The sequence below is a fragment of the Bacillus sp. RSS_NA_20 genome, from assembly GCF_020165915.1.
In the GTDB taxonomy this organism is placed as follows: Bacteria; Bacillota; Bacilli; order Bacillales; family Bacillaceae; genus Bacillus; species Bacillus altitudinis.
The window spans coordinates 2,356,739-2,382,261 of record NZ_JAIUKW010000005.1 but is presented as its reverse complement, the minus strand read 5'-3'; the positions used below and the strand labels follow the sequence as shown (position 1 = coordinate 2,382,261).

At 42.7% G+C, this 25,523-nt stretch carries 21 protein-coding genes; 16 read left to right on the top strand and 5 right to left on the bottom strand.

What is annotated here, in order from left to right:
* The first annotated feature begins 79 nt into the window (after positions 1 to 79).
* From LCD32_RS17895 to LCD32_RS17875, 5 genes are all read left to right on the top strand, one after another.
* Complete coding sequence (locus tag LCD32_RS17895; protein ID WP_224564395.1) at positions 80 to 1,015, top strand: nucleoside hydrolase; 936 nt, start codon at positions 80 to 82, stop codon at positions 1,013 to 1,015.
* 116 nt (positions 1,016 to 1,131) lie between these two features.
* Positions 1,132 to 1,965, top strand: coding sequence for a MurR/RpiR family transcriptional regulator (locus LCD32_RS17890; protein ID WP_224564671.1), 834 nt, complete (start codon positions 1,132 to 1,134; stop codon positions 1,963 to 1,965).
* A gap of 185 nt (positions 1,966 to 2,150) precedes the next feature.
* Complete coding sequence (gene gntK / locus LCD32_RS17885; protein ID WP_048002496.1) at positions 2,151 to 3,695, top strand: gluconokinase; 1,545 nt, start codon at positions 2,151 to 2,153, stop codon at positions 3,693 to 3,695.
* Positions 3,696 to 3,719: 24 nt separating this feature from the next.
* The gene (locus LCD32_RS17880; RefSeq protein WP_048002495.1) at positions 3,720 to 5,048 is read left to right on the top strand and encodes a GntP family permease; all 1,329 of its coding nucleotides are present in this window, start codon (positions 3,720 to 3,722) and stop codon (positions 5,046 to 5,048) included.
* A 109-nt stretch (positions 5,049 to 5,157) separates the two neighbouring features.
* Complete coding sequence (locus LCD32_RS17875) at positions 5,158 to 6,258, top strand: DNA alkylation repair protein (RefSeq protein ID WP_375831561.1); 1,101 nt, start codon at positions 5,158 to 5,160, stop codon at positions 6,256 to 6,258.
* Positions 6,259 to 6,476: 218 nt separating this feature from the next.
* On the opposite strand, the gene LCD32_RS17870 is transcribed toward LCD32_RS17875, so the two are convergent.
* Positions 6,477 to 7,814: an amino acid permease gene (locus tag LCD32_RS17870; protein ID WP_007498042.1), complete on the bottom strand. Its 1,338-nt coding sequence runs from the start codon at positions 7,812 to 7,814 to the stop codon at positions 6,477 to 6,479.
* Between the two features lie 318 nt (positions 7,815 to 8,132).
* On the opposite strand from LCD32_RS17870, the gene LCD32_RS17865 reads away from it, so the two are divergent.
* Positions 8,133 to 9,647: a PAS domain-containing methyl-accepting chemotaxis protein gene (locus LCD32_RS17865; protein ID WP_060781575.1), complete on the top strand. Its 1,515-nt coding sequence runs from the start codon at positions 8,133 to 8,135 to the stop codon at positions 9,645 to 9,647.
* A 43-nt stretch (positions 9,648 to 9,690) separates the two neighbouring features.
* Here LCD32_RS17865 and LCD32_RS17860 read toward each other — a convergent pair whose 3' ends face one another.
* Both LCD32_RS17860 and LCD32_RS17855 read right to left on the bottom strand, forming a co-directional pair.
* A complete protein-coding gene (locus LCD32_RS17860) occupies positions 9,691 to 10,674 on the bottom strand; it encodes a Gfo/Idh/MocA family protein (protein WP_060781574.1) in 984 nt (327 codons plus the stop codon).
* Between the two features lie 144 nt (positions 10,675 to 10,818).
* Positions 10,819 to 11,178 (bottom strand): MerR family transcriptional regulator, encoded by a 360-nt coding sequence (locus LCD32_RS17855; RefSeq protein WP_007498034.1) that lies wholly within the window; start codon positions 11,176 to 11,178, stop codon positions 10,819 to 10,821.
* Positions 11,179 to 11,489: 311 nt separating this feature from the next.
* Between LCD32_RS17855 and yidA the strand changes: the two genes are divergently transcribed.
* On the top strand, positions 11,490 to 12,302 hold the full coding sequence (gene yidA / locus LCD32_RS17850) for a sugar-phosphatase (protein WP_060781573.1): 813 nt from the start codon (positions 11,490 to 11,492) through the stop codon (positions 12,300 to 12,302).
* Between the two features lie 118 nt (positions 12,303 to 12,420).
* Positions 12,421 to 13,574, top strand: a protein-coding gene (locus tag LCD32_RS17845) for an IS3 family transposase (RefSeq protein ID WP_224562648.1) whose coding sequence is annotated in 2 segments (ribosomal slippage) — positions 12,421 to 12,694 and positions 12,694 to 13,574 — 1,155 coding nt in all. Because the reading frame shifts where the segments join, the coding sequence is not laid out codon by codon here.
* A gap of 55 nt (positions 13,575 to 13,629) precedes the next feature.
* On the opposite strand, the gene LCD32_RS17840 is transcribed toward LCD32_RS17845, so the two are convergent.
* Positions 13,630 to 14,637 carry a helix-turn-helix transcriptional regulator gene (locus tag LCD32_RS17840; protein ID WP_060781572.1) on the bottom strand — a complete coding sequence of 336 codons (1,008 nt, stop codon included), beginning with the start codon at positions 14,635 to 14,637 and terminating at the stop codon, positions 13,630 to 13,632.
* A 125-nt stretch (positions 14,638 to 14,762) separates the two neighbouring features.
* On the opposite strand from LCD32_RS17840, the gene LCD32_RS17835 reads away from it, so the two are divergent.
* The 3 genes from LCD32_RS17835 (at position 14,763) to LCD32_RS17825 (ending at position 18,018) form a co-directional block, all read left to right on the top strand.
* Entirely contained in the window at positions 14,763 to 15,470 is a 708-nt protein-coding gene (locus tag LCD32_RS17835; protein ID WP_025208246.1) for a class I SAM-dependent methyltransferase, read from the top strand.
* The gene (locus LCD32_RS17830; protein WP_017358626.1) at positions 15,467 to 16,564 is read left to right on the top strand and encodes a saccharopine dehydrogenase family protein; all 1,098 of its coding nucleotides are present in this window, start codon (positions 15,467 to 15,469) and stop codon (positions 16,562 to 16,564) included. Before LCD32_RS17835 ends, LCD32_RS17830 begins: the two co-directional genes overlap by 4 nt.
* A 182-nt stretch (positions 16,565 to 16,746) precedes the next feature.
* Positions 16,747 to 18,018, top strand: a complete 1,272-nt coding sequence (locus LCD32_RS17825; RefSeq protein WP_060781571.1) for an MFS transporter — start codon at positions 16,747 to 16,749, stop codon at positions 18,016 to 18,018.
* 96 nt (positions 18,019 to 18,114) lie between these two features.
* On the opposite strand, the gene LCD32_RS17820 is transcribed toward LCD32_RS17825, so the two are convergent.
* Positions 18,115 to 19,938 (bottom strand): acyltransferase family protein, encoded by a 1,824-nt coding sequence (locus LCD32_RS17820; RefSeq protein ID WP_035702613.1) that lies wholly within the window; start codon positions 19,936 to 19,938, stop codon positions 18,115 to 18,117.
* A 239-nt stretch (positions 19,939 to 20,177) separates the two neighbouring features.
* Here LCD32_RS17820 and LCD32_RS17815 point away from each other — a divergent pair, with 239 nt between their 5' ends.
* The 5 genes from LCD32_RS17815 (at position 20,178) to LCD32_RS17795 (ending at position 25,489) form a co-directional block, all read left to right on the top strand.
* Entirely contained in the window at positions 20,178 to 21,053 is an 876-nt protein-coding gene (locus LCD32_RS17815) for an aldose 1-epimerase family protein (protein ID WP_035702610.1), read from the top strand.
* 60 nt (positions 21,054 to 21,113) lie between these two features.
* Positions 21,114 to 22,058 carry a sugar-binding transcriptional regulator gene (locus tag LCD32_RS17810; protein ID WP_060781570.1) on the top strand — a complete coding sequence of 315 codons (945 nt, stop codon included), beginning with the start codon at positions 21,114 to 21,116 and terminating at the stop codon, positions 22,056 to 22,058.
* 84 nt (positions 22,059 to 22,142) lie between these two features.
* Complete coding sequence (gene deoC / locus LCD32_RS17805) at positions 22,143 to 22,814, top strand: deoxyribose-phosphate aldolase (protein WP_007498018.1); 672 nt, start codon at positions 22,143 to 22,145, stop codon at positions 22,812 to 22,814.
* 167 nt (positions 22,815 to 22,981) lie between these two features.
* The gene (locus LCD32_RS17800; RefSeq protein WP_017358632.1) at positions 22,982 to 24,163 is read left to right on the top strand and encodes a NupC/NupG family nucleoside CNT transporter; all 1,182 of its coding nucleotides are present in this window, start codon (positions 22,982 to 22,984) and stop codon (positions 24,161 to 24,163) included.
* 24 nt (positions 24,164 to 24,187) lie between these two features.
* Positions 24,188 to 25,489 (top strand): pyrimidine-nucleoside phosphorylase, encoded by a 1,302-nt coding sequence (locus tag LCD32_RS17795; RefSeq protein ID WP_039164991.1) that lies wholly within the window; start codon positions 24,188 to 24,190, stop codon positions 25,487 to 25,489.
* The last annotated feature ends 34 nt before the right edge of the window (positions 25,490 to 25,523 follow it).

Below are 25,523 nucleotides of genomic sequence, written 5' to 3'. Positions count from 1 at the left end.
GTTCTTTAAAAAACGATGACCAAAGTAATATGCTATCATTCCCCTAACAACACTTACAAACAAGGGAGAGCTTTCAAACATGGCAAATAAAAAGAAATTGATCTTGGATGTAGACACTGGAATTGATGATGCGATTGGTATTTTGCTTGCAGTGAAAAGTAAGCGATTTGATATGTTGGGGATCACAACGGTGTGCGGGAATGTGTCTGTTGAAGCGGCTACGTTGAATACGTGTAAAGTGCTTGAGCTGGTTGAGGCAGAGGAAATCCCTGTCATCAAAGGTGCAGCGACGCCTCTTTTGAGAGCCCCTCATTATGAACATCGGGTGCATGGGGAGGATGGAATTGGCGGCGCTTTAAAGGACGCCCGGCCTAAGAAGACCGCGGATGAAGGTTTTGCGCCTGATTTTATCATTGACCAAGTGCTGAAGTATTCGAAGCAGGTTACGCTCGTGTTGACAGGGCCGTTAACGAATTTAGCCCTTGCGGTAAAAAAATGCCCTGAGCTGATTCATCATGTGAAAGAAGTCATTTTTATGGGGGGTGTCGTGCAGGGACAGGGAAATGTCACACCGGTTGCGGAATTTAATACATATGCAGATCCAGAAGCGGCGAAATTGGTGCTGGAGGCTGGTTTCCCTTCATTGACTCAAGTAGGGCTTGATGTCACAAGACAGGTCTTGTTAACGGATGAGAGAATTGATGCCATTCAAAATGAAACGTTAGCCATTTATATCAGAGAGAGCACAAGCATTTACCGCCAGCGCTATTTTGAGCGGAATGGGGTGTGGGCATGTGCCATGCATGATCCGCTTGCTGTAAGTCTTGCAATTGATAAACAACTTGTGAATACACAGGCTTTTCATGTAGAAGTGGAGACGAAGAGTGAGTTCTGCGATGGTCAAATGATATGTGATTTTCAGCATCAATGGGGAAAAGATCGCAATCTTCAAGTGTGTATGGATGTAGATGCTGAAGGGTTTTTTGATTTAATGATCAAAGTCTTGAATTCTTAAAAAAGAAGTCTGTGCAAACAGGCTTCTTTTTTATAAGATGGGAACATGAGGGAATGTATGCGCTCACATGAATGAGGAAGGAGTGAAGTCAATTGGCTTCTGTCATTTTAAGTAGTATGGATAAGATAAGGGCAGCAAGCAGAGGATTGCCGCCAAAACTGAAAGCAATTGCTGAGCACATTACAAGTGAGCCCCGCGACATCATCCATTTGTCGATTGTCGAGCTTGCCAAAAAGACAGCGAGCTCAGAGGCAACGATTTTTCGTCTTTGTAAAAGGCTTGGATTTGAGGGGTATCAAGATTTGAAGATTGCTATTGCCCAGGAAATAGACCAAACGAAGCCTGATTATGTAGATGAAGAGATGAGTCTTGACGATGATACTGCCGTTTTTATGCAAAAGGTATTTCAGGCAAACATCACTGCATTAAAGGATAGTTTTCAATTGTTGAATCCAGAAGATGTAGAAAAAGCCGTACAATTAATCCATGGGGCAGAGCGCTTAGAGTTTTATGGCAGTGGTGGGTCTGGCCTCATCGCCACAGATGCTTTCCACAAATTTATGAGAACAGGCATCAACTGTATTGTTCATACAGATTCTCACTTTCAAGCGATGTCGGCAGGTCTGCTTGATCAAAAGAGCACAGTGCTTGGTATATCTCATTCTGGTCGAAATAAGGATTTACTGGATGCGATGAAAACAGCCAAGGAAAAAGGAGCGAAAACCATTGGCATTACAAGCTATCAGCGTTCTCCATTGAGTCAGCTTGCAGATGTCACGCTGTATACATCAACGCAAGAAACGGCTTTCCGAACGGAAGCGATGTCTGCTAGGCTTGCCCAGCTTACTGTGATTGATGTGCTATATTTTGCGCTTGCACATTTAAGGCAGCAGGAAACATTAACAAACTTAAAGCAAATGAGAGAAACCATCTCTCAAAAAAGAGTGTAATGGTTTCAAAAATAAATTTTTCTATTAGTGAAAAATGCTGTTGTGGTAACGATTCTAAGGTTTTAAATGAAAATTATTTTCTTTTTGATCGTTGAATGTCGAAAAAAATATTCCTATAATGGGATTTATCAGGTACACCGGCACCACGACACTTTATTTCAAATCAATGATTGGGCGTGATACAGATGAAGGGAAACCAGGCGGTAATTGGTTTGGATATTGGAACAACAAGTACAAAGGCGGTTCTATTTGGACCACAGGGGAAAGTCATATCAAAACATTCTGTTCCTTATGACCTCATTCACCCCCAGCCAGCATGGGTTGAGCAGAACCCTGAACATATTTTAGATGCTGTGATTGCGAGTGTAAGAGGCGCATTGACGAAAGCAGCATTTGATGCAAAAAACCTCATAGGTGTGGGAATTAGTACGGCGATGCATTCGTTAATCGTCATGGATGAGAATGGAAAAGCATTAACAAACAGTATCATTTGGGCTGATAACAGAAGTGCAGAACAAGCGAAACGAATCATAACGGACTTAGATGGCTTTCAAATTTATAAAAGAACCGGAACACCGATCCATCCAATGTCACCGCTTTCAAAAATACGATGGATCAAGGAAATGACACCTGACGTCTTCAATCAGGCAGCAAAATTCATTTCCATCAAAGAGTATGTTCTTTATCATTTCTTCGGTCAGTATGTGGTCGATTATTCAATTGCATCAGCAACAGGACTGTTCCGATTGGAAACGCTTCAATGGGACGAGGAGGCCCTACGTATTGCAGGAATTCAGGTGAATCAGCTGTCTGAACTTGTTCCAACGACGCATCAGCTGCGTGGGCTTCAGCCAGAAATTGCGCTGCGAATGGGCATTGAAGAAGATACACCATTTGTTGTGGGTGCAAATGACGGTGTCCTAGCGAATCTTGGTGTTGGTGCGATTGGCAAAGGTGAGGTAGCAGTCACGATTGGGACAAGTGGTGCAGTACGTACAGTCGTAGATCAGCCGATTACAGATGAGCAATCAAGAACATTTTGCTATGCATTGACGGACAAGCACTGGGTAGTCGGAGGACCGACCAATAACGGCGGGATTATGCTGAGATGGCTGAAGGATGAATTTGGGTCGTCAGAGGTGGAGGTAGCGAAGCGTCTAGGTGTAGACCCTTACGATCTGATGATTGATATTGCAGAGAAGGTTCCAGCTGGCTCAGAAGGACTGCTGTTTCTACCATTTTTAACAGGTGAGCGTGCACCTTATTGGAATCCAAACGCAAGAGGCACGTTCTTCGGGATTGGTCTTCAGCATAAGCGCGAGCACTTTATTAGAGCCGTGTTAGAAGGCGTCATTATGAGTGTTTTCTCGATCGGTGTGGCACTAAGAGATTTAACAGGTCCAGCGAAGGATGTCCGGGCTTCTGGTGGATTTGCGAGATCCCCGCTATGGAGGCAGATTTTGGCGGATACGATGGGCAGAGAAGTTCTCGTTCCAGAAAGCTACGAGGCTTCCGCACTTGGGGCGGCTGTCCTTGCACTTCATAGTTTAGGTCATATGGAAGAGATAGAAGAAGTACAGGAATGGATTCGTATTTCTGCTCGCCATGAACCAAATATGGAGAACAACGAAACATACATAGAGCTATTTTATTTATATGAGCGTCTCTATGACAAACTGAAGGATGAATTTGATGTCATTAGTGCGTTGCAATTAAAACAAAATCGTTAAACATCGGGGAAAAGGTGGGAGAACATGCTTTTATTCATTGTGATTGCGGCGATTGTCCTTTTACTCATTCTCATTACAGTCGCTAAGTTGAATCCGTTTGTGAGTTTGATTATTACCTCTATGCTAGTAGGTTTTGCTACAGGAATGGATTTACAGGAAATCATTCAATCGATTAAAACGGGATTAGGGAACACGTTATCGTTACTGGCGATTGTGCTAGCGCTTGGGACCATGCTTGGGAAAATGATGGCTGAGTCAGGGGGCGCTGAGCGGATCGCTCAAACACTCATCAGTCGTTTTGGGACGAAGAATGTGCATTGGGCGATGATGTTTGTAGCCTTTATCGTGGGGATACCTGTCTTTTTCCAGGTCGGATTTGTTCTTCTCATTCCCTTACTCTTTACCATTGCGATTGAAACGGGCATTTCGCTCGTGACGATTGGGATTTCATTAATCGCAGGCTTGTCTGTTGTGCATGGGCTAGTCCCGCCTCATCCAGCTGCAATGGCAGCAGTAGGCATCTATCATGCCAACGTGGGGAAAACGATTTTCTTTTCAATCATCGTCGGTTTGCCAACAGCTATTATTGCTGGACCGTTGTATGGTAAGTGGATTGGAAAACGAATACATAAACCAGTTCCAGAGATGCTCAGAAAGCAATTCACGGAACGACATGCTGATCGGAAGCTTCCTGGTTTTGCGAATACGATGTTTACCATTTTGGTGCCGGTCATTCTTATGCTGCTTGCCACGTTGGCGGATATTATTTTGCCAGAGGATAGTATGTGGTATCAGATGTTCAAGTACATTGGAGATCCCATAACAGCTTTATTGATTGCAACAGTGTATTCTTTCTTTAGCCTTGGCTTTATACAAGGGATGAGCCGTGACCGAGTGCTGTCATTTAGTAATGAATGTTTGGGACCGATCGCTTCCATTCTGCTTGTGATTGGTGCAGGCGGAGCGTTCAATAATGTACTGATCGATTCAGGTGTTGGGGATTATATTGCTGATTTAGCCAAACACTCCCCAATCTCACCGATTTTACTTAGCTGGCTAATTGCTGCGGTTATTCGTGTGGCAACAGGATCTGCTACAGTATCCATGATGACAGCGGCCGGAATTGTAGCCCCAATCGCTGCATCCATGCCGGATGTGAGCAGAGAGCTGCTTGTTTTAGCAACAGGAGCGGGTTCACTGATTTTGTCTCATGTCAATGATTCTGGTTTTTGGCTGATCAAAGAGTATTTTGGTATGACCATTAAAGAGACGTTCTTGACATGGACGGCTATGGAGACCATCATTTCCGTTAGCGCCATTGCATTTATTATGATCATTAATATGTTTATATAACGGCACAACAGCTCAATTCTTCGGGATTGGGCTGTTTTTGGCTTGTTGTTATGCCGCTTTTGACAATTTAGGATAAAATAATGATATTGAGCTATGGGAGGCGGACATGATCGAACCTTTAAAACATGTATATAATGAACCATTTATTCAACATTTAGCAGAAAAACTTGCGCAAGCGTCAACTGTATTTGATGCTGATCACTTTCAGCAGCTCGTGTTTCAAGAGGATTGGGAGCAGCTGGAGTTAAAAGGACGAATGAGAAGAGTGACTGAATCGATGCACGCTTGTCTGCCTGAGGATTATGAGAAGGCAATCGATGTACTGCGTCAGACAGCACCGCATTTTACAGGGCTCAGTGCGCTCGTATTTCCAGACTACGTCGAGACATATGGTGTTGACCATTGGGATATCTCGATCAAAACACTTGAATTCTTTACACCGTTTTCCACTGCTGAATTTGCCGTTCGACCTTTTCTCATACAAGATCAAGAGAAAATGCTGGCGCAGATGCTTGTGTGGTCACAGGATCAAAATGAACATATTCGCCGTCTCGCTAGTGAAGGATGCAGGCCTCGTTTGCCGTGGGGATTATCCGTCCCTGCGCTGAAAAAGGACCCTTCTGTCACGCTGCCCATTTTGGAAAACTTGAAGTCAGATTCGGCCAAGTATGTGCAAAAAAGTGTAGCGAATCATTTAAATGATATTTCTGCAATTCAGCCAGACCTCATGAAGCAAATGGTCAAAAGCTGGTATGGAACCAATGAACATACAAACTGGATTGTCAAACATGCATCCCGTACGTTATTGAAAAAAGGCGATCCAGATATCATGGCTTTATTTGGCTATGGAGATGATCCGTCTATCCAAGTAATGGATTTGAAGGTGATGCAAGACCCCGTTCGTATTGGAGAGAAGCTGACCTTTCATTTTATTCTTCAGGCAGATAAGCCATTAAAGCTGCGCGTAGAGTATGCTGTTGATTACGTGAAAGCTCGTGGTACACGCAATCAAAAGGTATTTAAAATCACAGAATTTGAAACAGGATCGACGCTGCATAGAGAATTTGTCCGGTCACAGTCGTTTCAAAATATGACAACGAGAAAGCACTATGAGGGCATTCATACATTAACCATCATCATCAACGGCATCCCAAAAGCGTCTGTTGATTTCGAAGTCGCAGCAGCTGCTCATGAAAAAACCCGCCACTGAGGCGGGTTTCAGCGTGTAGACAAACCCTCGCATTCGGTGTCAGTCCTGCGCGCTGGTGCTCACGAATGTCAAATTCGCTCCGCGCCAGTACTCGTCCTTCCTAGACTGCAAAGGTTTTCTATCACGCTGAAAAGAAGACAAAGGGCTAAAATCAAGTTCATTTTAGCCCTTTGTCAACAATTTGATACCCGCCACTGAGGCGGGTTTTTGCTTCGTTTCTAAGCTTTCTTTTTCATTAAAAATGAAGCAATGATGGCGGCTGCTAAGAAACCAATGCTGATAATCGAGCTAGGTAAGTTCTCCGGTCTGAATAGGAACAGAACAAAACTGACACTGAGTACAAGACCAGCAAATAAAGTGAAATACGGAAATAACCAAACTTTGAAATACGGCTCTTGCGGATATCTTGGACGCAGTTTCAAATGTGCCAGACAGATGCTGATCCAAATAAGAGAAACCGCAAAACCAGGGATAGCCAGCATATAGCTGAAAATTTGATCTGGGTACAAGTAAGCAAAGAATGTTCCGATTAAAAGAAACAGAACGGTCACCCATAAACTTAAAATAGGTACACCTCTTTTGTTGACCTGTGCCAGCTTTTTTGGACCGCCGTCTGATTTAGATAGAGAATGAATCATTCTCGTCGTACCGTAAATACCAGAGTTGGCGGCAGATAGAACAGCTGTAATTAAGACGAAATTAATGAAGTGAGAGGCACCTTGCATGCCAGCTGCTGAAAAGACTTGGACAAATGGACTGTTATTCGGATCAATTTGATTCCAAGGAATGAGTCCACAAATAATCAAAATCGGCAGTGTGTAAAACAAGATGATGCGCCACATCATACTTTTGACAACACCAGGTAACACCTTTTCTGCATCCTTTGTTTCTGTAATGGTCAGCCCGATCAATTCTGAGCCTCCATATGAGAAGATCACCACTAATAATGAAGCAAAGACAGCGCCCCATCCGTTCGGGACAAAGTTTTGGTAATTGGTGAGAACAGGCGTGCTTTGTTCGCTCGGAATGATTCCAAATAATAATGCAGCACCGAGAATAATAAACACAATAATAACGAAAATCTTCATTCCAGCGAACCAAAACTCAATTTCACCAAAGTATTTTACATTATTTAAATTAATTCCGATGACTAAGAGTGAGCAAAGTAAACATAAAGACCATAAAGGTACGTTTGGCATCCAATATTGAAGTAAACTCCCCGCTGCAATGATTTCAATGACACATACAGTGAGCCACATAAAACAGTAAACCCATCCGACAACAAATGAAAAACGTTGACCAAGCGCAATCTGTATGAGGTCGCGAAGGTTATTCCCCGGGTAGACGATGGCCATTTCAGCTAAAGCCGCCATGACAATGAGAAGAAGCAATCCAGCAAATACATAGGAAAAGATGACTCCAGGACCTGCTAAGCCGATTGTATCGGCACTTCCTTTAAAGATTCCTGTACCAATGACCCCGCCCATCGCAATCATGCGAATATGACGCGGCGATAAAAGCTTTTTTAATTCGTGTTGTTCCTGATTCGCGCTCATGACGTTCTCCTTTTTTAAAATGCTTATGTTCCATTTTCTTTTTTCGAGCGGTCAGTGTCAATATAAAAAAAGAGATTTTTCAGACAAAATAGGTGGTTGATTCTATCAAATGATCCGTTTTCTTCCATAAATCCTTTCCATGACCCATCCCCAAAATCTGAAACTTCGTGAAAAAATGATCATTTGCCTTCATTCTGACATAAACAATTTTCAGTTTTTGTCGATATATCTTTTGTATTACTAAAGTCCTAATAAAGAATTATTTATAACTGTAAAATATTTCAAAAAAGTATGGAAGAATGAAAGGAGTTATTGAAGATGTTTATGAGAAAAGCAAGTGATTCATCGTCGGGGGCCCTTCTTAGTGAAAGCAGTCAATTAGTTGAACGAATTGAGAAGGGAGATTTTTCAGCCAGAATTGATACTGCTGCATTCTCTTCTAGTCAAACAATAGAAGCAGTGGCTCAAATAAATGAAGCGTTGCAAAAGATGCAAGAAGCGCAAGAAGATATTCATATGCGTATGAATTTAGTGACAAAAGCGATTAAAGTGGGTCTATGGGATATGACGGTTGTAGCAGGAGATCCTGTGAATCCAAAAAACGAATTCACATGGACAGATGATTTCCGCAGAATGCTAGGTTTTCAAAATGAAAACGATTTTCCTAATGTCTTAGACAGCTGGGCATCTCGAATTCATCCAGATGAGCAGGAATACACCTTGAATGCATTCTCTACGCATTTATTGGATCATTCTGGCCGTACACCGTATGATATCGAGTATCGTCTGAAGTTGAAAAATGGCGAGTATCGCTGGTTCAAAGCAACTGGAACGACGATTCGAGATCGAAATGGGGTACCTCTTCGTGTGGCAGGGGCTCTTTTTGATATTCATGATCAGAAATTGAAAGAAGAAGAGCTGCAAGCATTCGTGACAAGATATGACTTGATCAACCGTGCGCTTGTGGAAGCGCCTTGGGATATGGTTGTAGAGGCTGGCGATTCTGTCAATCCAAACAATGAATTCTGGTGGTCTCCACAGTTTAGAAAAACGCTTGGTTTTACAGATGAAAAAGATTTCCCGAACGTATTGAGCAGCTGGAGTGATCGTTTGCATCCTGAAGATAAAGAATCGGCTCTCCAAGCCTTTGCGGATCACTTAAATGACCATTCTGGGCGCACACCATTTGACATTGATTATAGATTGCAGAGTAAAAATGGCGAGTATCGCTGGTATCATGCGGGCGGTGAAACCATTCGTGATGAGAAGGGTGTCCCTTTACGTGTCGCAGGAACGATTCGTGATATTACGTTAGAAAAAAATAAAGAAAAAACAGCCAATGAAATGGCTTCCCAAGTAGAGCAGCTTTCAAGTTCTATTAGTGAAATGGTATCTGGCATCAGTTCTGTGACAAACCAAGCACAAGAGCTTGCTGTCGCCCAAGAGCAGTCAACGTCTGCTGCTAATTTGGCGAAAAACAGTGCAGATGAGACGAAGAACATTTCAGACTTAATCAAAGAAGTGGCAAACCAAACGAATCTGCTTGGTTTGAATGCCGCAATTGAAGCAGCAAGAGCAGGCGAGCAGGGCCGCGGTTTCTCAGTCGTTGCCGATGAAGTACGTAAGCTAGCGCTTCATAGTGCCAATGCGACAGAAAATATCGAATCTAGTTTAACTGAAATGAAAACACAAATCGATCAAATTCTTGAAAATATCTCCAATATGACAGCTCTTACGCAAACACAGGCTGCTTTAACAGAGCAAGTGAACGCTTCAGTTGATGAAGTGAATCATATGTCTCAGCGTCTGGTGGCATATTCAAAGAGTATCTAATGTCACAAAAAACCGCCTTTTCATCAGAAGGCGGTTTTTTTATTTAAGCATGATCTGCTGGGAAAACAATACCGGCGTCTTTCCTAGCGTCTTCAAGAACCTTCATGACAGAAAGACTGTCATCAAGCCATTCATAACACTTTTCGACATTTCCTGTTTCAATGATATGCTGAAATGCTTCTGCTTCATAAAACAGGCGGTTTGAATTGGTTTGTGCATTGAGTGAAGTGACTTGGTCTCCTATATGCAGCAACACTTCCTCACAGCCATTCGCACCATTTTTGACATGCAGGAACCCTTTTTCCCCTTGAATCAAAGCGAAATTCATACTGCTTGTATCTTTGCTGCCAACACTTGTGGCGATGAAATCATTGTAAGTAAAAGTTAAAACACCAGATGTGTCGATGCCGTTTGGATGGCGGTTGGCCTGGTAACGAACGTCTTTCGGTGAACCAAATAGATTCATAATGAAATGAACATTGTAAATGTTAATATCCATGAGGGCACCGCCAGAAAACTCTGGGTTAAAGACATTCGGCGTTTCCCCGGCGAGCAGCTGATTATATTTACTTGAATATTGACTATAGTTGCATTGAACGAGTTTGATTCTGCCTAATTGATGAAGGTGTTTTTTGATTAAATGATAGTTGGGCATATGAACGGTCGTAATGGCTTCAAATAGGAAGAGCTGCTTTTCCTTTGCGAGAGCGATTAAGGCTTCTAGCTCTTTCACATTAGAGGTAAAAGGCTTTTCGCAAATCACATGTTTTCCGTGTTTCAATGCAGCCGTGGCATGCTCGCTATGTAAACGATTGGGTGATGCGATATATACCGCTTCTATATGGGGATCTTCTAACATAGTGGTTAAATCCGTATAAGTCGTTTGCACCCCAAATTGATCTGCGAGTTTCTTTGCCGTCGCTTCCTTTCTTGAATAGACAGCGTGGCAAGAAGCACCTTCAAGCTGTTCAATTGCCTGGAGGAAACCTTCCACAATCACACCTGTTCCAATGGTTGCTATTCTCATTCTATTCATAACCCCTTCCATACGATTGATGTCACGTCAAGCTGTCTCTAGTATACCTGATGTTTTCATACAACGTGTACTTAACAGCTAGGCGCAGAGGGGTGCCAGTAAAAAATACCGGCACATCTTTGGCAGTCTCTACAATTAACTAATGTTAGCTAATGTTTGTTTCGTTAACAGTTGAATGGCCGCCTTCCTCTTTTTTAACTCTTGAATGGATTTTTGAATATCTTCTACTTTTTGTTCGAGCAGCTGTTCCGCTTCTGTTTTCGACTGTTTCTCGAATAGTGACGTGATAATTTCTCGAATTTCTTTGAGTGAGAAATCTAGCTTTCTTGCTTCAGTGATAAAGGATAGCATGAGTACATATTTTTTATCATATAAACGATAGCCGTTATGTGCTCTCTTAGGCTCGGGGAGCACACCCTCATTTTCATAAAAACGAATGGTTTCAATATGTACACCAGACATTTTTGACAATTTTCCTCTCGTAAATGTAATCATTCCCTGCACCTCCTTTCTTTGCTATCCATCATACAATTAGATTTGCTAGTTTCAAAATATTCTCCGATGAACATTTGTTCCTTTTCATACTGTTAAAATGACAGGTCTCTTCTATTCACAGCGGATTCTATAGAATAGGTTATAATAGATGAGGATGAAGTGATTTTTTGTTACAGATAGGAACAAGTAGACAGCGTGAGAAAAAAACGATAGGCTAAAATAGGTATATAGTATGATGAATAGCATGTGATCATGTAGACGATCACTCAAAATAGTGACAGCACGTTTTGCTGAGAAAAGGGGAGCAGTGAATGTATAAATTAGTCGCAATTGATATGGATGGTACGTTATTAAATGATCAGCATATGGTGCCGGATGAGGTGTTCGCTGCGATTCAACAGGCGAAGGCAGAAGGCGTTAAAATTGTTTTATGTACAGGCCGGCCGATTGGCGGGGTGCACCGCTATTTAAAAGAGCTGCAGCTTGATCAAGAGGGGGATTATGTCATCGCCTATAATGGAGCGCTTGTACAAAACAGCCATACAAATGAAGTCGTATCAGAATTAACTTTATCCTATGATGATTTGACTTCTTTATATGAACTGAGCCGTCAGCTGGATACACCTATGCATTATTTCGATTCGGCTCATCTATACACACCAAATCGGGATATTAGTGAATACACGGTACTTGAATCGTATTTAACGAAATTGCCGCTTAAGTATTTACCTGTCGAAGAGGCAGACCCATCCATGAGACTTCCGAAGATGATGTATATTGATCAGCCGGAACGTTTGGAAAAGACGATACAAGCCATTCCATCTGAAGTGAAGGATCAGTACATGATGGTAAAAAGCACAGATTTCTTCCTAGAAATTCTTCATCCTGATGTGAGCAAAGGGAATGCCGTGAAGCTTCTAGCGCATGAACTTGGGATTTCTCGTGAAGAAGTGATGGCGATTGGTGACAATGGGAACGACGTGTCGATGCTAGAATTTGCGGGCTGTGGCGTTGCGATGGGAAATGCCATTGAAGATGTCAAAGCAGTTGCGGATGTTGTGACAAAATCCAATAACGAAGCAGGAGTCGCACATATCTTGCATGAGCGAGTCATCGGAAAATAAAGAAAGAGCGGTCTACCAATGAGGGGACTGACCCCAAAAGATGAGACAAATAAAAAACACCTTTAAGTTTGAAAACGGATCGTTGTGATCCGAAATAAAACATGGAGGTGTTTTTTCTATGGGGACAAGAGTGAGTTATCCGGTTGAAGTCAAACAGAAGGCTGTAGAAATGAGATTGGCAGGCGTACCTATGAAAGAGATCATGCAGGAATTGAATATCAAGAATAAGACGCAGGTTCAGACATGGGTGAGATGGCATAAAACTGGGGATACACACAGGTTCGAACAACCTGTTGGAAAACAATATACCTATGGAAAGGGTCCCGAGTACTCTTCAGAATTAGAGAGACTTCAGGCAGAAAATCGCTATTTGAGTCAACAGAATGAGGTTTTAAAAAAGTACAACGAATTGGAAAGGAAGTTGATAAGGAAACGTCAAGCAAACTGGTAGATGAATTGTGCAAAACGATGACGGTACAGGACATCTGTGTCCATTTAGGCATCTCACGCACTTCGTATTATAGATGGAAAAAGAATCTGACTCAGAATCATTCTAAAAGACAACTAGAGAAACAGGTCGGCACGTTGTGCCGAAAGCACAAATATCGATATGGTTATCGGAAAATCACAGCCATACTAAAAATGGGAATGCGTATTAACCATAAAACTGTTCAACGTATCATGCAGAAAAACCAGTGGCAATGCCGGGTTAAAATGAAAAAGCGTAAGAAGAATGGGCAGCCCTATGCCGTGGCTGGTAATATACTGGATCGGAATTTTCAGTCTGATCGCCCTCTTGAAAAACTAGTCACGGACATCACGTATTTGCCTTATGGACAGAAACAATTGTACCTTTCCAGTATATTGGATTTATATAATGGAGAAGTGATTGCTTTTACAATTGGTGATAAGCAGGACACAGACTTTATCTTAAACACACTTAATCAGCTCCCAGCACTTCCTGAGAATTGCGTGTTACATAGCGATCAAGGTTCTGTGTATACATCTTACGAGTATCAGAAAGCTGTTCATATAAAAGGCATTACCATGAGCATGTCCCGTAAAGGGACGCCCGCTGATAATGCCTCCATCGAATCGTTTCATTCCTCACTAAAGTCTGAAACGTTCTATCTTAACAGGATTGATCGCACTACGACCACCATCGTAGAACGCACTGTCAAAGAATACATTTATTATTATAACAACATTCGTATTCAAACGAAACTAAACAACCAATCACCGATAAACTATCGGCAATTGGCTGTTTCATAAAGGTGTTTTGATCCCTGTCTCAAAAACGGGGGTCAGTCCCGAGGTAGCCGCTTTTTTATATGTGTGAGAAAAAGTAAACAAGCATACGTCTGCTGTTCAAATTTGTTTTTTCGAGCATCGCCTTTACATGATCATGCACCGTATGAGGCGAGATAAATAACGTACTGGCAATTTCCTTTGTGGATTGTCCTTTTATTAAACAGTCAAGGACGTTCATTTCTCTTTCTGTTAGCCGATATGTTTTCGCTATATAAGGAAGGATGTCACTTGTTTGAGCTCGCTTAATATGAATCATGACAGCCTCTTCCTCCCCGGCTGCCTGTGCTAATCGAAATGCTTGAAGAGAGAGAAAACGCCCTGTCGGCATTCTGGTGATGCTGACCGCTGTTTGGTCACCGCCGCCATATAAAAGCTTAGCACCTAATGCTCTAAACGGACGGGGCATGATGGCACCGTCATGAATTTGCTCAAAGGTTTGGAAGGTGTGGAGCCAATGAAGTCCGGTTTCATTTCCATAAAGAAGATGGTAATCGTGTGAAAGAATGAGGAAGCCTTGGTGTTCCGCCGTTTCATCTTCTTCCGTTTCTCTTCTTTTAAAAAGTTCATCTCTCAGCTTGGCTGCGAGTGCTGGTGTTTGGCGACTAACCGCTTGTATATCTTGTTCATGAAAAGGTTCCTTCTCCTTTTTCCGATAAAGGCTGGCAATTCCCCAGCATTCACCTTGAATCACAAGGGCTGCCCGCAATTCATCTGTCCATCCGTTAGGTAACAAAATGTGCTGGTATCGACCACTATTGATGTATTCTCCGCTTTGGACGAGACTTGCAGCGTGGACAGGACCTTTCGCTAGATCTTCATGCTGGTGCACATCTTTTTTTAAATATTCATTTTGAAACAGCTCGTTATGTATGGCTTCAATCGGTTCATCTGTAAAAGAACCCGTCGAGAGGAGAGTAGCTGGATCAATGGTTGTGATACAGGCAGCATCAAAATCACAGATAGCAGCAAGTTCATCTCGAATGCTTTTTCTCAGCTGCTGAAAATGAGCGGCTGGATTGTTCATTTGATCTCCTCCTCAATATCCCTACTTTTAGGGATCGTTTTTTCTCATCTATCTTCTTACAATGAAGATAACATACCGTTAGTGTAAAGGAAACGAAGCAAAGCGGAAACTGGAGGAGAAGACATATGAGTGTAAATCAACATTGGCATGATCCTGTTGCTGAATCCTATGCAGCGACAATTGCACATAAAGTACCGGGCTATCATCTTTTGCATGAGCTGACAGTGGATAGAGTAGAAATCGAATTAATGGGAGCGGCTTCTCGCATGTTAACAGTCGGAGCAGGTGGGGGCGAAGAGATTATCAACATGCTTCAAAGAAATAAAGACTGGCATATCACAGGGGTTGATCCATCTCCAACCATGCTTGAGATGGCCAAGCGCAGAGTGGCACAGCTTCATATGCAAGATCGCGTCACATGGTATGAAATGGCCTTAGACAAAGTGCCGGTTGAAAAGTCGTACGATGCAGCAGTAAGTTTGCTTGTCATTCATTTTGTAAAAGATCAGCTGACCTTTTTACAGGAGATCGCCCGCCGGCTTCAACCAGGTGCTCCTCTCGTGTTGGCGTTTATTCAAGGAGACCTGGAAACGCCGACATTTCAGCAGGAGCTTCATATGCTTTCTCTATTCATGAATCGTCAAGGCTTGGGAAAGGAAGTGTTTACGTCCTTCCGAGAAAGGCTGGGTGTCACAACATATCCCGTGTCTGAAGAAAAGATGACAGCACAATTAACCGAAGCAGGATTTCAAGACATCAGACCTTATTTTCAAGCGGGCATGATCAAAGGGATTGTTTGTAAAAGAGGCGATAGAAAGGCGGTTGGAAAATGAGGTCAAAAGTGATGGTGATAGGCGGTTATGGACATGTGGGGCAGCAAATATGTCTTCAATTAAGTGACGTGTATCCTGGGCAAGTCTTTGCGGCTGGCCGAAGTTATGAGAAGGCTGAACAATTTGCACGCCAAACGAATGGGCGTGTACGTCCATTTCAGATAGATGTCAGACAACCAATGGATACGGACTGGATGGATGAAACGAAACTCGTAATCATGTGTCTGGATCAAGATGACACGTCATTTGCTGAAACATGCTTACGGTCAGGTATTGATTATCTCGATATTTCGGCAAAAGGAGCCTATATTGAGAAGCTAGCAAAGGTCCATCAACAGCAATTGAACGCAACGGCTGTGCTGAGCGTAGGTCTTGCACCTGGTCTCACCAATTTGCTTGCAGCGAAGGCGGCATCTATTCTGACCTCTGTGGAGCAAATTGATATTAGTATCATGCTTGGGCTAGGTGACCAGCATGGAAAAGCAGCTATTGAATGGACGCTTGATCATGTGCATACGGATTATGAGCTAACGAAGAATCATCAGCGAAAGAAAGTCAAAAGTTTTACTGGAGGGAAACGCATTGATTTTGGCAAAACGCTTGGAAAGCGGCAAGCCTATCAATTCCCTTTCTCTGACCAGCAAACATTGCCTTCAACGCTCCATGTGCCTTCTGTGACAACAAGGCTCTGTTTTGATTCTGGTGTAGCGACACGTGCATTTGCTCTCACAAGGAAACTCGGAATGACGTCCCTTCTCACGATGCCGAAAATCAAGGAACGAGCCATTTCACTGATTCAATCTGCTCAAATGGGTACAGATCAATATGCAGTGAAAGTGGAAGCGGTAGGAATGAAGGGTAACGAAATTCATCAAGCAGCGCTTGGAATAAAAGGTCGCGATGAGTCTCAAGCAACGGCTCAAGTCGCCAGTGCTGCGGCACTGCATGTATTGAGCAGGCAGTTTCAGGCAGGTGTCTTTCATATCGAAGAATTATTTTCATTAGCGTATGAGAATGGTGATTTTGCGTTGGTGGATCAAAAAACGAAGGAAAAGCACGCATTAGCATTGAGAGCCAGCCTTTTAACGGCATAAAAGAAAACGACAAAAGATACGCATCAGCTCAAAAGTACAGGTCAGTCATGTGGGCGCTTTATTCATGATCCGAAAACAACCGCTTGCTCTCCATGTAAATGGCCGAGAGGCAATCAAAGATGGTAGTCGGAGCTGATATAATGGTTACATTGGGCAAATAAATCTCAAGTGGGTGTTTACAAGTGTTAGATACAGAACAAGATGTAGTGAAGAATTATATAGATTCACCCCAAAAATTGAAAAAATTATATAAACGAGTATTGTTCGTTGTCAGTCTATCGCAAATATTTGGAGGGGCTGGAATAGCTGCAGGAATTACGGTAGGTGCCATTTTAGCGCAACAAATGCTTGGAACTGAAGCCTATGCAGGAGTCCCAATCGCTTTATTTACTTTGGGGTCAGCTGGGTCAGCTTTCATTGTAGGAAAGCTTTCGCAATGTTATGGACGACGCATCGGTTTATCGACAGGTTTTGTTGCTGGAGGGCTCGGAGCAATTGGCGTTGTGCTGGCAGCTATGATGAATAGTGTCACTTTATTATTTGCATCGCTCTTCATTTACGGAGCAGGAACATCCACGAACTTACAAGCGCGTTATGCTGGGACGGACTTAGCGAATTCTAAACAGCGTGCAACTGCCATTAGTACAACAATGGTCATGACAACATTTGGAGCAGTAGCAGGTCCGAATTTAGTTGAAGTGATGGGTAAATTTGCAGTGTCCATTGGTGTTCCAGCACTTGCCGGTCCTTTTATTTTATCAGCAGCAGCATTTATTGTAGCTGGTCTTGTTCTTTTTATTCTGCTGCGTCCTGATCCATTAGACATTGCCCGAAGAATAGCAACTTACAAAGCAGAACATGGGCATGGAAATAAAGCAGATGCTGCTGATAAAAAAACAGATAAAAAAGGGCTTACAGTAGGTGCCACAGTGATGATCTTAACTCAAATTGTCATGGTGGCACTCATGACCATGACACCGGTGCATATGCAGCATCATGGTCATGGATTAGCCGAAGTGGGCATTGTGATTGGTTTTCATATAGGGGCCATGTATCTTCCTTCACCTATCACGGGTGTACTTGTAGATAAACTAGGACGAACAGCTATGAGCATAGCGTCGGGCATCACATTGTTACTTGCTGGTTTATTAGCAGCATTCGCACCAAGTGATTCAATGATTCTATTAATCATTGCTTTGTCTTTACTTGGATTGGGATGGAACTTTGGTTTAATTAGTGGTACTGCTCAAATAGTGGATTCTACAGATCCATCAACCCGGGCAAAAACCCAAGGAACACTCGATGTTTTTGTTGCGTTAGCAGGTGCTTCTGGCGGTGCCCTTTCAGGAATGGTCGTTGCGAATACGAGTTATGCTACATTATCTTTAAGCGGAGGAATTTTATCGTTAATTCTCATCCCTGTCATCGTTTGGTCTTTTAAAAGTAAAACATAATGCAGCTCCGTGCTCATCCATCACAAAAAAAGACATGCCTCCAATCATAGGAAAGCATGTCTTTTTTGAATCTCTCTTCACAGGATGCTAGTCTTCTTATGATGCCGAGGACACATCTCCTTTTTTCTTGATACTGGCTTTAATGAGCTCAGTCAATGTGTCAGAGCCTTTTGTGGAAAGATGAACACCATCTGGCTGAAAATAGGATGGCTGTCCTGTGGCAGCTGAATGCCAATCGACTAAGCTCACGTTGTGATGTTGATTGGCCACACGTTCAATGACTGCATTCACATCATTTTCCCAAGATCTTGGAACGCGAGTGTTCACAAGAAAAATATGAGCCTTCGAGAAATGTTGAATGAATGAGGTCAAAGTCCCCTCTGTAAAATAACCATTTGTGCCAAGCTCAATAATAACAGCGGCATCAGCCTTGTTAAAAGAAGCATATTGAGGGGCGATGCGGATGGCTTCGTTCATTTGCCTTCCGACCCTTGCGTCAATGGTGATGGGTTCATAGGCTTTTTCTAAATTTGAAGCAATGTCTAACATGACGGAATCACCAATGGCAAGAACTTGGTGAAATTGTTTAGGATCCGCTGCTTTTTTCTCATGTTTGTCTTTCTTTTTCTTCACTTTTGATTCTGTCTGACCGCCTGCCTTTTGGGGCGCTGTCTTAATTTGTGTTACTTCTTGTGCATGCGGGGATGTATGAGACGAGCTAGACATGCCAATGGTAAATAAAATCAAAAGGACTGCGGCAATCCCAAGAAACACTTTATTGGACATAGACCATTGCTTGATTCCTGTTTTCCAAATCGACCAAGAGGCAAAATAGTGTCTAAACCCGAGTTTACGAATCGGCTGTTCGATCAAATGATAGGAAGCCTCTGATATGAGTAGAATTGCGATGAGCTGCAATGTGACACGTCCCATAGAAGGCTGTCCAATCTCAATGACCGGTGTGGTCAGCACGATAATTGGATAATGCCATAGGTAGATGCCATAAGACCGCTTCCCGAGCCAAACGAGTGGTTGAAAAGACAGCCATTTCCCAATAAGACTGGCAGGATGGCAGACACACGCAATTAAGATCGCTGCATTCAGACAGAATAAAAGCATACCGCCTTGGTAGAGAAAGCCGTCAAATTCATCGACTGCATAAACACATAAGAGGAAAATGACCATCGAACCGAATCCGGCTATATGTAGTATACGTCTGCCGACAGGAAGTAATTTTCTGCTGGAAAGTCTGTGCATGGGCCAGACAAATGCAAGACTGCACCCGATGAGGAGTGCAAACGCACGTGTGTCTGTTCCATAATAGATCCTGCTCGGGTCAGTATCCGGTGAATAGAGAATGGCCATCCATAACGCAGATACAAGTGCCAGACCAAAGGTGATCATAGGAAGATGGGATCTATTTTTCACCCATTTCAGTCCAGCAATCAACAGTACCGGCCAAATGAGATAAAATTGCTCTTCAATCGCCAAAGACCATAAATTTTTTAGTGGAGATACAGCATTGAAGCTGTCAAAGTAAGAGAGCTGATGAAAAATATACCACCAGTTACTCACATAAAAAAAGGACGATAAGGCATCGCCACGAATGGACATTAATGCATTTGAACCAGCAATGGCGCACCAGCTGACGATTAAAAAAATCATGACGTAGGCAGCTGGAAGCAGCCTTCTGATGCGGCCCATCCAAAAAGGCAGAAGCTCTTGATAGCCCAAATCCTGCTTATGCAGCAAGATGGTTGTAATCAAGTAACCAGAAATCACAAAAAACAAATCAACGCCAAGAAACCCGCCGCTTGCGGGTTCAATATGTAAGTGATAAGCAATGACCGCCAATACGGCAACAGCTCTCAGCCCATCTAATCCTAATATGTAACGTAAACGGTTTTCCTTGCTGTTCATGAAAAAGAATCCCCCATCAATGTCAAACGCGTCTTTTTTGTTGTCACTCCAAAAGAACAACGATTCTTTTATTTTATATAAGATTAGACGAATCAGCATTACATTTTGTTGGCGAATTTCTGTCTTTTTTAAAATTTTTTTATATGAAGAATTATTCTAAGGCTTGAGGGATTCTTATTTTTATACTCAAACCGAAAATCCCTGTCATAATAAAAGAAGAAGGAAAGGGGATGTGTTGAATGAGAACGATTGAAAATGATCTGTTATTGGTTCAAATCAATGAGAGAGGTGCCGAGGTGAGAGAGGTGCTTCATAAAGAAAGTGGACGTCAATATATGTGGTCTGGTGACCCTGCTTATTGGGGCAGGGTGTCGCCCGTCTTATTTCCGATTGTCGGACGGTTGAAGGATGATCAATACAAGATAGACGATCAAACGTATCAACTCTCGCAGCATGGATTTTTGCGTGATGTTGATTTTGAACTATTTGAAGAAGCAAAAGATCAGGTGATTTTTCAATATCAATCAAATGGCCGTCACACGTCACAATATCCGTATGAATTTACAGCGCGCATCAGTTATGCACTGTCGGAAAATGGACTAACGATTTCCTGGGAAATTGTTCATGAAGGAGATGGCACGATGTATTTCTCGATTGGTGGGCATCCGGCATTTCATGTCCCGCTTGTTGAAGGCGAGCAGACAGCTGATTATTCACTCACATTGATCCCTTCCACCGAACATGATCCAATTCAATATGAACTTCATGATTCACTTGTGAGAGAGAAGAAGAAAGGTGTTGAGTTTGAGTCGATTCAACTTCGCCCAGAACTTTTTCAGAACGATGCAATGATCTTTAGTCATATTGAGCAAGTATCATTGACTTCTCAAGCAGGTCACGGCGTTGAGGTCGATCTCAGTGGTTTTCCGTTCGTTGGTATTTGGTCTCCATATGATCAAGAAAAGGGAACAATGGCTCCTTTTGTTTGTATTGAGCCTTGGTATGGGATCGCTGATATGGAAGGGACAAACGGGCAGTATAAGGAGAAATTCGGCATTCAAACCTTAGAGAAGCAAGAGACCTTTCACGCAGCTTACACCATTTTCTTTAAATGAACATTTGTGCATGGTGAAGTGAACAATTTGTTATGATAGAGGAAAAAAGGAGGCGTACGAATGGATCGGGACAAACAGCAATTAAGTATTGAAGCAGCAAGGCTCTATTACTTATCTGATTACAGTCAGCAGGAAATCGCCAAGCAGCTTGACCTGTCGAGGCCAACGGTGTCTCGTCTGCTTCAGTATGCGAAGGAAAAAGGGTACGTCCAAATTACAGTGATGGACCCATTTGAGGATTTAAATGAGCTGTCCTTATTGCTGAAAGAAAAATATGATCTGCTCGAGGCTCATGTGGTATTTTCACCAAAGGACGATTATCCAACGATTACGGATTACTTGAGCCGGTTTGGTGCAGATTATCTTCAGAATACGGTGAAAGACGGCGATATCGTTGGAGTGAGCTGGGGCACCACGATGTATCAAATTGCTCAAAAGATGCAACCTAAACAGGTAAAAGGGGTAGAAGTTGTTCAGTTGAAAGGTGGAATCAGCCATTCACATGTGAATACATATTCTGCGGAAACGATTCAGCTGTTCGCATCAGCTTTTCAAACGGCACCACGCTATTTGCCACTGCCTGTTGTGTTCGATAGTGCCGCCGTTAAAGAGATGGTCGAACAGGACAGACATATTCATCGCATTATTGAAATGGGCAAACAGGCAAATATCGCTGTGTTTACTGTTGGGACGGTAAGAGATGAGGCGCTTTTGTTTAGGCTTGGTTATTTCCGTGAAGAAGAAAAGGCGCTGCTCAAGACATCCAGTGTCGGAGATATCTGTTCGCGTTTTTATGATCAAGAAGGACGCATTTGCAGTGAAGCGATTAACAATCGCACAATCGGTGTGGAGCTGGATGATTTGAGAACAAAAGAGCGCTCCATTCTTGTGGCTGGTGGACATCGAAAGGTTGCCTCTATCCATGGGGCGCTGAGAGGAAAATATGCGAACGTATTGGTGATCGATCAGCACACAGCAAGAGCTCTTTTAAATGTCACAAAATAAATGAACAAAATTTCATAACTATATTTACAATTGTTCAATAGTCATTTAAGATGAAAGTATCATATTTAAAAGGAAGTGTGAATCATGACAATAGCAAAGCTCATTGATCATACAGCACTAAAACCAGATACATCTAAAGCTGCGATCATGCAGTTACTAGAAGAAGCAAAGACATATCAATTTGCTTCCGTTTGTGTGAACCCAACTTGGGTATCTCTTGCGGCGAAAGAACTAGAAGGAACAGGCGTTGATGTATGTACAGTCATCGGTTTCCCGTTAGGTGCAAACACCACAGCAGTGAAAGCATTTGAAACAAAGGATGCCATTGAAAACGGTGCAACTGAAGTGGACATGGTCATCAATATTGCGGCATTGAAAGATGGCGAATATGATGCAGTTGAACAAGATATTCGTGCCGTTGTAGACGCAGCAAAAGGCAAAGCCTTAGTGAAAGTCATCATTGAAACTTGTCTACTCACAGATGAAGAGAAAGTACGAGCTTGTGAACTTTCTGTAAAAGCTGGCGCTGATTTCGTCAAAACATCGACTGGATTTAGTACAGGCGGTGCAACAGCTGAGGACATCGCATTAATGCGTAAAACAGTTGGACCTGATATCGGTGTCAAAGCATCAGGCGGCGTGAGAACAAAAGAAGACGTAGAAGCGATGACAGCTGCAGGCGCAACCCGTATTGGTGCCAGTGCAGGCGTTTCCATTATTAAAGGGGATCAATCAGCTCCTTCTAAAGACTATTAATTCATACGATCCTATGGTAGGATAACAATCATGACTCATTAGATGATGAAAAAGTCATATGCGGAAGGATCTCATTTCTGGGATTTTCTTCCGCAATTTGTTTGCGAAATAGGGTTTGTTCCATACAAGCACATTAATGTAAACGAATTCATTCAAGGAGGAAAAACATGAAATACGTCATTGGTATTATCGGTTTGCTGGTGATTCTCGCCATTGCATGGCTGGCAAGTAACGGGAAAAAGCGAGTGAAATTCCGTCCAGTCATTGTCATGATTGTACTGCAATTTATTTTAGGTTATATTCTGCTCAATACAGGTGTTGGGAACTTCCTAGTCGGGGGCTTTGCAAAAGGATTCCAAATGCTTCTAGGCTATGCTGGTGAAGGGATCAACTTCGTATTTGGTGGTTTAATGAATGATAATGCGTCAACTTTCTTTATCAATGTCTTGCTCCCGATCGTCTTCATTTCTGCCTTGATTGGTATCCTGCAGCATTGGCGTATCCTTCCGCTGATCGTACGCGGAATTGGGTATTTGCTTAGTAAAGTCAATGGAATGGGGAAACTAGAATCTTACAACGCCGTAGCGTCAGCGATTTTAGGTCAATCCGAAGTGTTCATTTCCATTAAGAAGCAGCTTGGATTATTACCTCAACAGCGTCTTTATACATTGTGTGCATCTGCGATGTCGACTGTATCAATGTCCATTGTCGGTGCGTATATGCAAATGATTAAACCGGAGTACGTTGTTACAGCACTTGTGCTGAACCTATTTGGTGGATTTATTATTGCGTCTATCATCAATCCTTATGAAGTGTCTAAAGACGAAGACATGCTTGAAGTCGTAGAAGAAGAAAGACAATCTTTCTTCGAAATGCTCGGCGAATACATTATGGATGGTTTCAAAGTAGCCATTGTTGTGGCTGCGATGTTGATTGGATTTGTTGCATTAATTGCGATGATTAATGGTATTTTCACAGCTGCCATCGGTGTTTCTTTCCAAGATGTACTTGGATATGTGTTTGCACCATTTGCTTTCCTTGTTGGTGTACCTTGGAGTGAAGCGGTACAAGCAGGAAGTATTATGGCGACTAAAATGGTATCTAACGAATTTGTAGCGATGCTTGCTCTATCTGGCGACGGTCTTCATTTCACTGCTCGTACAGAAGCGATCATTTCTGTATTCCTTGTGTCATTTGCGAACTTCTCGTCTATCGGTATCATTGCTGGAGCAGTGAAAGGCTTAAATGAAAAACAAGGAAACGTTGTCGCACGCTTTGGATTAAAGCTGTTATTCGGTGCAACACTCGTCAGCTTCTTAACAGCAGGCGTTGTCGGTTTGATTTACTAAACTAAAAAAGGAATGGTGAAAACAATGAGAATGGTAGATATCATTGCGAAAAAACGTGACGGAAAAGAATTATCTTCAGAGGAAATTTCTTTCTTTGTCAAAGGTTATACGGACGGAACAATTCCTGACTACCAAGCAAGCGCCTTGGCGATGGCGATTTTCTTCCAAGATATGACGGACCAAGAACGTGCAGATTTAACACTCGCTATGGCAAACTCAGGGGACACAATTGACCTGTCTGCTATCGACGGCATTAAAGTAGACAAGCATTCAACAGGCGGTGTAGGCGATACAACAACGCTTGTACTCGCTCCTCTTGTTGCAGCACTTGATGTACCTGTTGCAAAAATGTCTGGGCGTGGTCTTGGACATACGGGTGGAACTGTCGACAAGCTAGAGGCAGTCAAAGGCTTCCACGTTGAAATTACAAAAGACGAGTTCATCGAGCTGGTGAACCGTCATAAAGTAGCGGTCATTGGACAATCAGGCAACCTGACACCTGCTGATAAAAAACTGTATGCCCTTCGTGATGTAACAGGGACTGTTAACTCAATCCCGCTCATTGCAAGCTCGATTATGAGTAAGAAAATCGCTGCTGGCGCAGATGCAATCGTATTAGATGTGAAAACAGGTGCAGGTGCTTTCATGAAAACACCTGAAGACTCTGAGAAGCTTGCAAAAGCAATGGTTCGTATCGGAAATAATGTTGGCAGACAAACGATGGCTGTCATCTCAGACATGTCTCAGCCGCTAGGATTAGCGATTGGAAATTCCCTTGAAGTGAAAGAGGCGATTGACACGCTTAAAGGCGAAGGCCCTGAAGACTTAAACGAGCTTGTGCTCACATTAGGAAGTCAAATGGTCGTTCTTGCGAAAAAAGCAGAGACACTTGATGAAGCAAGAGAAAAGCTAATTGAAGTCATGAAAAACGGCAAAGCACTTGAGAAATTCAAGGAATTTTTAGAAAACCAAGGTGGAGACGGCTCGATTGTAGATCAACCGGAAAAACTGCCACAAGCACCTTATCAAATCGAAGTGCCGGCAAAAGAATCAGGTGTGATCGCTGAAATCGTCGCAGACGAAATCGGTGTTGCAGCGATGATTCTTGGAGCAGGACGCGCAACAAAAGAAGACGATATCGACCTATCTGTTGGCATCATGCTTAACAAAAAAGTAGGCGATCGTGTAGAAAAAGGTGAATCTCTCGTGACGCTGCATGCAAATCGTGAAGATGTAGCGAATGTCATGGAGAAAATTTATGACAACATCCGCATCGCTGACCATGCTGATGCTCCGACTTTGATTCATACAGTGATTACAGAATAAAGAGAAAAAGACAAAAGTGATGAATCGCTTTTGT

Excerpts from the sequence above, each read along its gene's own strand:
- LCD32_RS17895 (WP_224564395.1), top strand. The coding sequence starts at position 80 with ATGGCAAATAAAAAGAAATTGATCTTGGATGTAGACACTGGAATTGAT.
- LCD32_RS17890 (WP_224564671.1), top strand. The coding sequence starts at position 1,132 with ATGGATAAGATAAGGGCAGCAAGCAGAGGATTGCCGCCAAAACTGAAA.
- gntK (WP_048002496.1), top strand. The coding sequence starts at position 2,151 with ATGAAGGGAAACCAGGCGGTAATTGGTTTGGATATTGGAACAACAAGT.
- LCD32_RS17880 (WP_048002495.1), top strand. The coding sequence starts at position 3,720 with ATGCTTTTATTCATTGTGATTGCGGCGATTGTCCTTTTACTCATTCTC.
- LCD32_RS17870 (WP_007498042.1), bottom strand. The coding sequence starts at position 7,814 with ATGAGCGCGAATCAGGAACAACACGAATTAAAAAAGCTTTTATCGCCG.
- LCD32_RS17865 (WP_060781575.1), top strand. The coding sequence starts at position 8,133 with ATGTTTATGAGAAAAGCAAGTGATTCATCGTCGGGGGCCCTTCTTAGT.
- LCD32_RS17860 (WP_060781574.1), bottom strand. The coding sequence starts at position 10,674 with ATGAGAATAGCAACCATTGGAACAGGTGTGATTGTGGAAGGTTTCCTC.
- LCD32_RS17855 (WP_007498034.1), bottom strand. The coding sequence starts at position 11,178 with ATGATTACATTTACGAGAGGAAAATTGTCAAAAATGTCTGGTGTACAT.
- yidA (WP_060781573.1), top strand. The coding sequence starts at position 11,490 with ATGTATAAATTAGTCGCAATTGATATGGATGGTACGTTATTAAATGAT.
- LCD32_RS17840 (WP_060781572.1), bottom strand. The coding sequence starts at position 14,637 with ATGAACAATCCAGCCGCTCATTTTCAGCAGCTGAGAAAAAGCATTCGA.
- LCD32_RS17835 (WP_025208246.1), top strand. The coding sequence starts at position 14,763 with ATGAGTGTAAATCAACATTGGCATGATCCTGTTGCTGAATCCTATGCA.
- LCD32_RS17830 (WP_017358626.1), top strand. The coding sequence starts at position 15,467 with ATGAGGTCAAAAGTGATGGTGATAGGCGGTTATGGACATGTGGGGCAG.
- LCD32_RS17820 (WP_035702613.1), bottom strand. The coding sequence starts at position 19,938 with ATGAACAGCAAGGAAAACCGTTTACGTTACATATTAGGATTAGATGGG.
- LCD32_RS17815 (WP_035702610.1), top strand. The coding sequence starts at position 20,178 with ATGAGAACGATTGAAAATGATCTGTTATTGGTTCAAATCAATGAGAGA.
- LCD32_RS17810 (WP_060781570.1), top strand. The coding sequence starts at position 21,114 with ATGGATCGGGACAAACAGCAATTAAGTATTGAAGCAGCAAGGCTCTAT.
- deoC (WP_007498018.1), top strand. The coding sequence starts at position 22,143 with ATGACAATAGCAAAGCTCATTGATCATACAGCACTAAAACCAGATACA.
- LCD32_RS17800 (WP_017358632.1), top strand. The coding sequence starts at position 22,982 with ATGAAATACGTCATTGGTATTATCGGTTTGCTGGTGATTCTCGCCATT.
- LCD32_RS17795 (WP_039164991.1), top strand. The coding sequence starts at position 24,188 with ATGAGAATGGTAGATATCATTGCGAAAAAACGTGACGGAAAAGAATTA.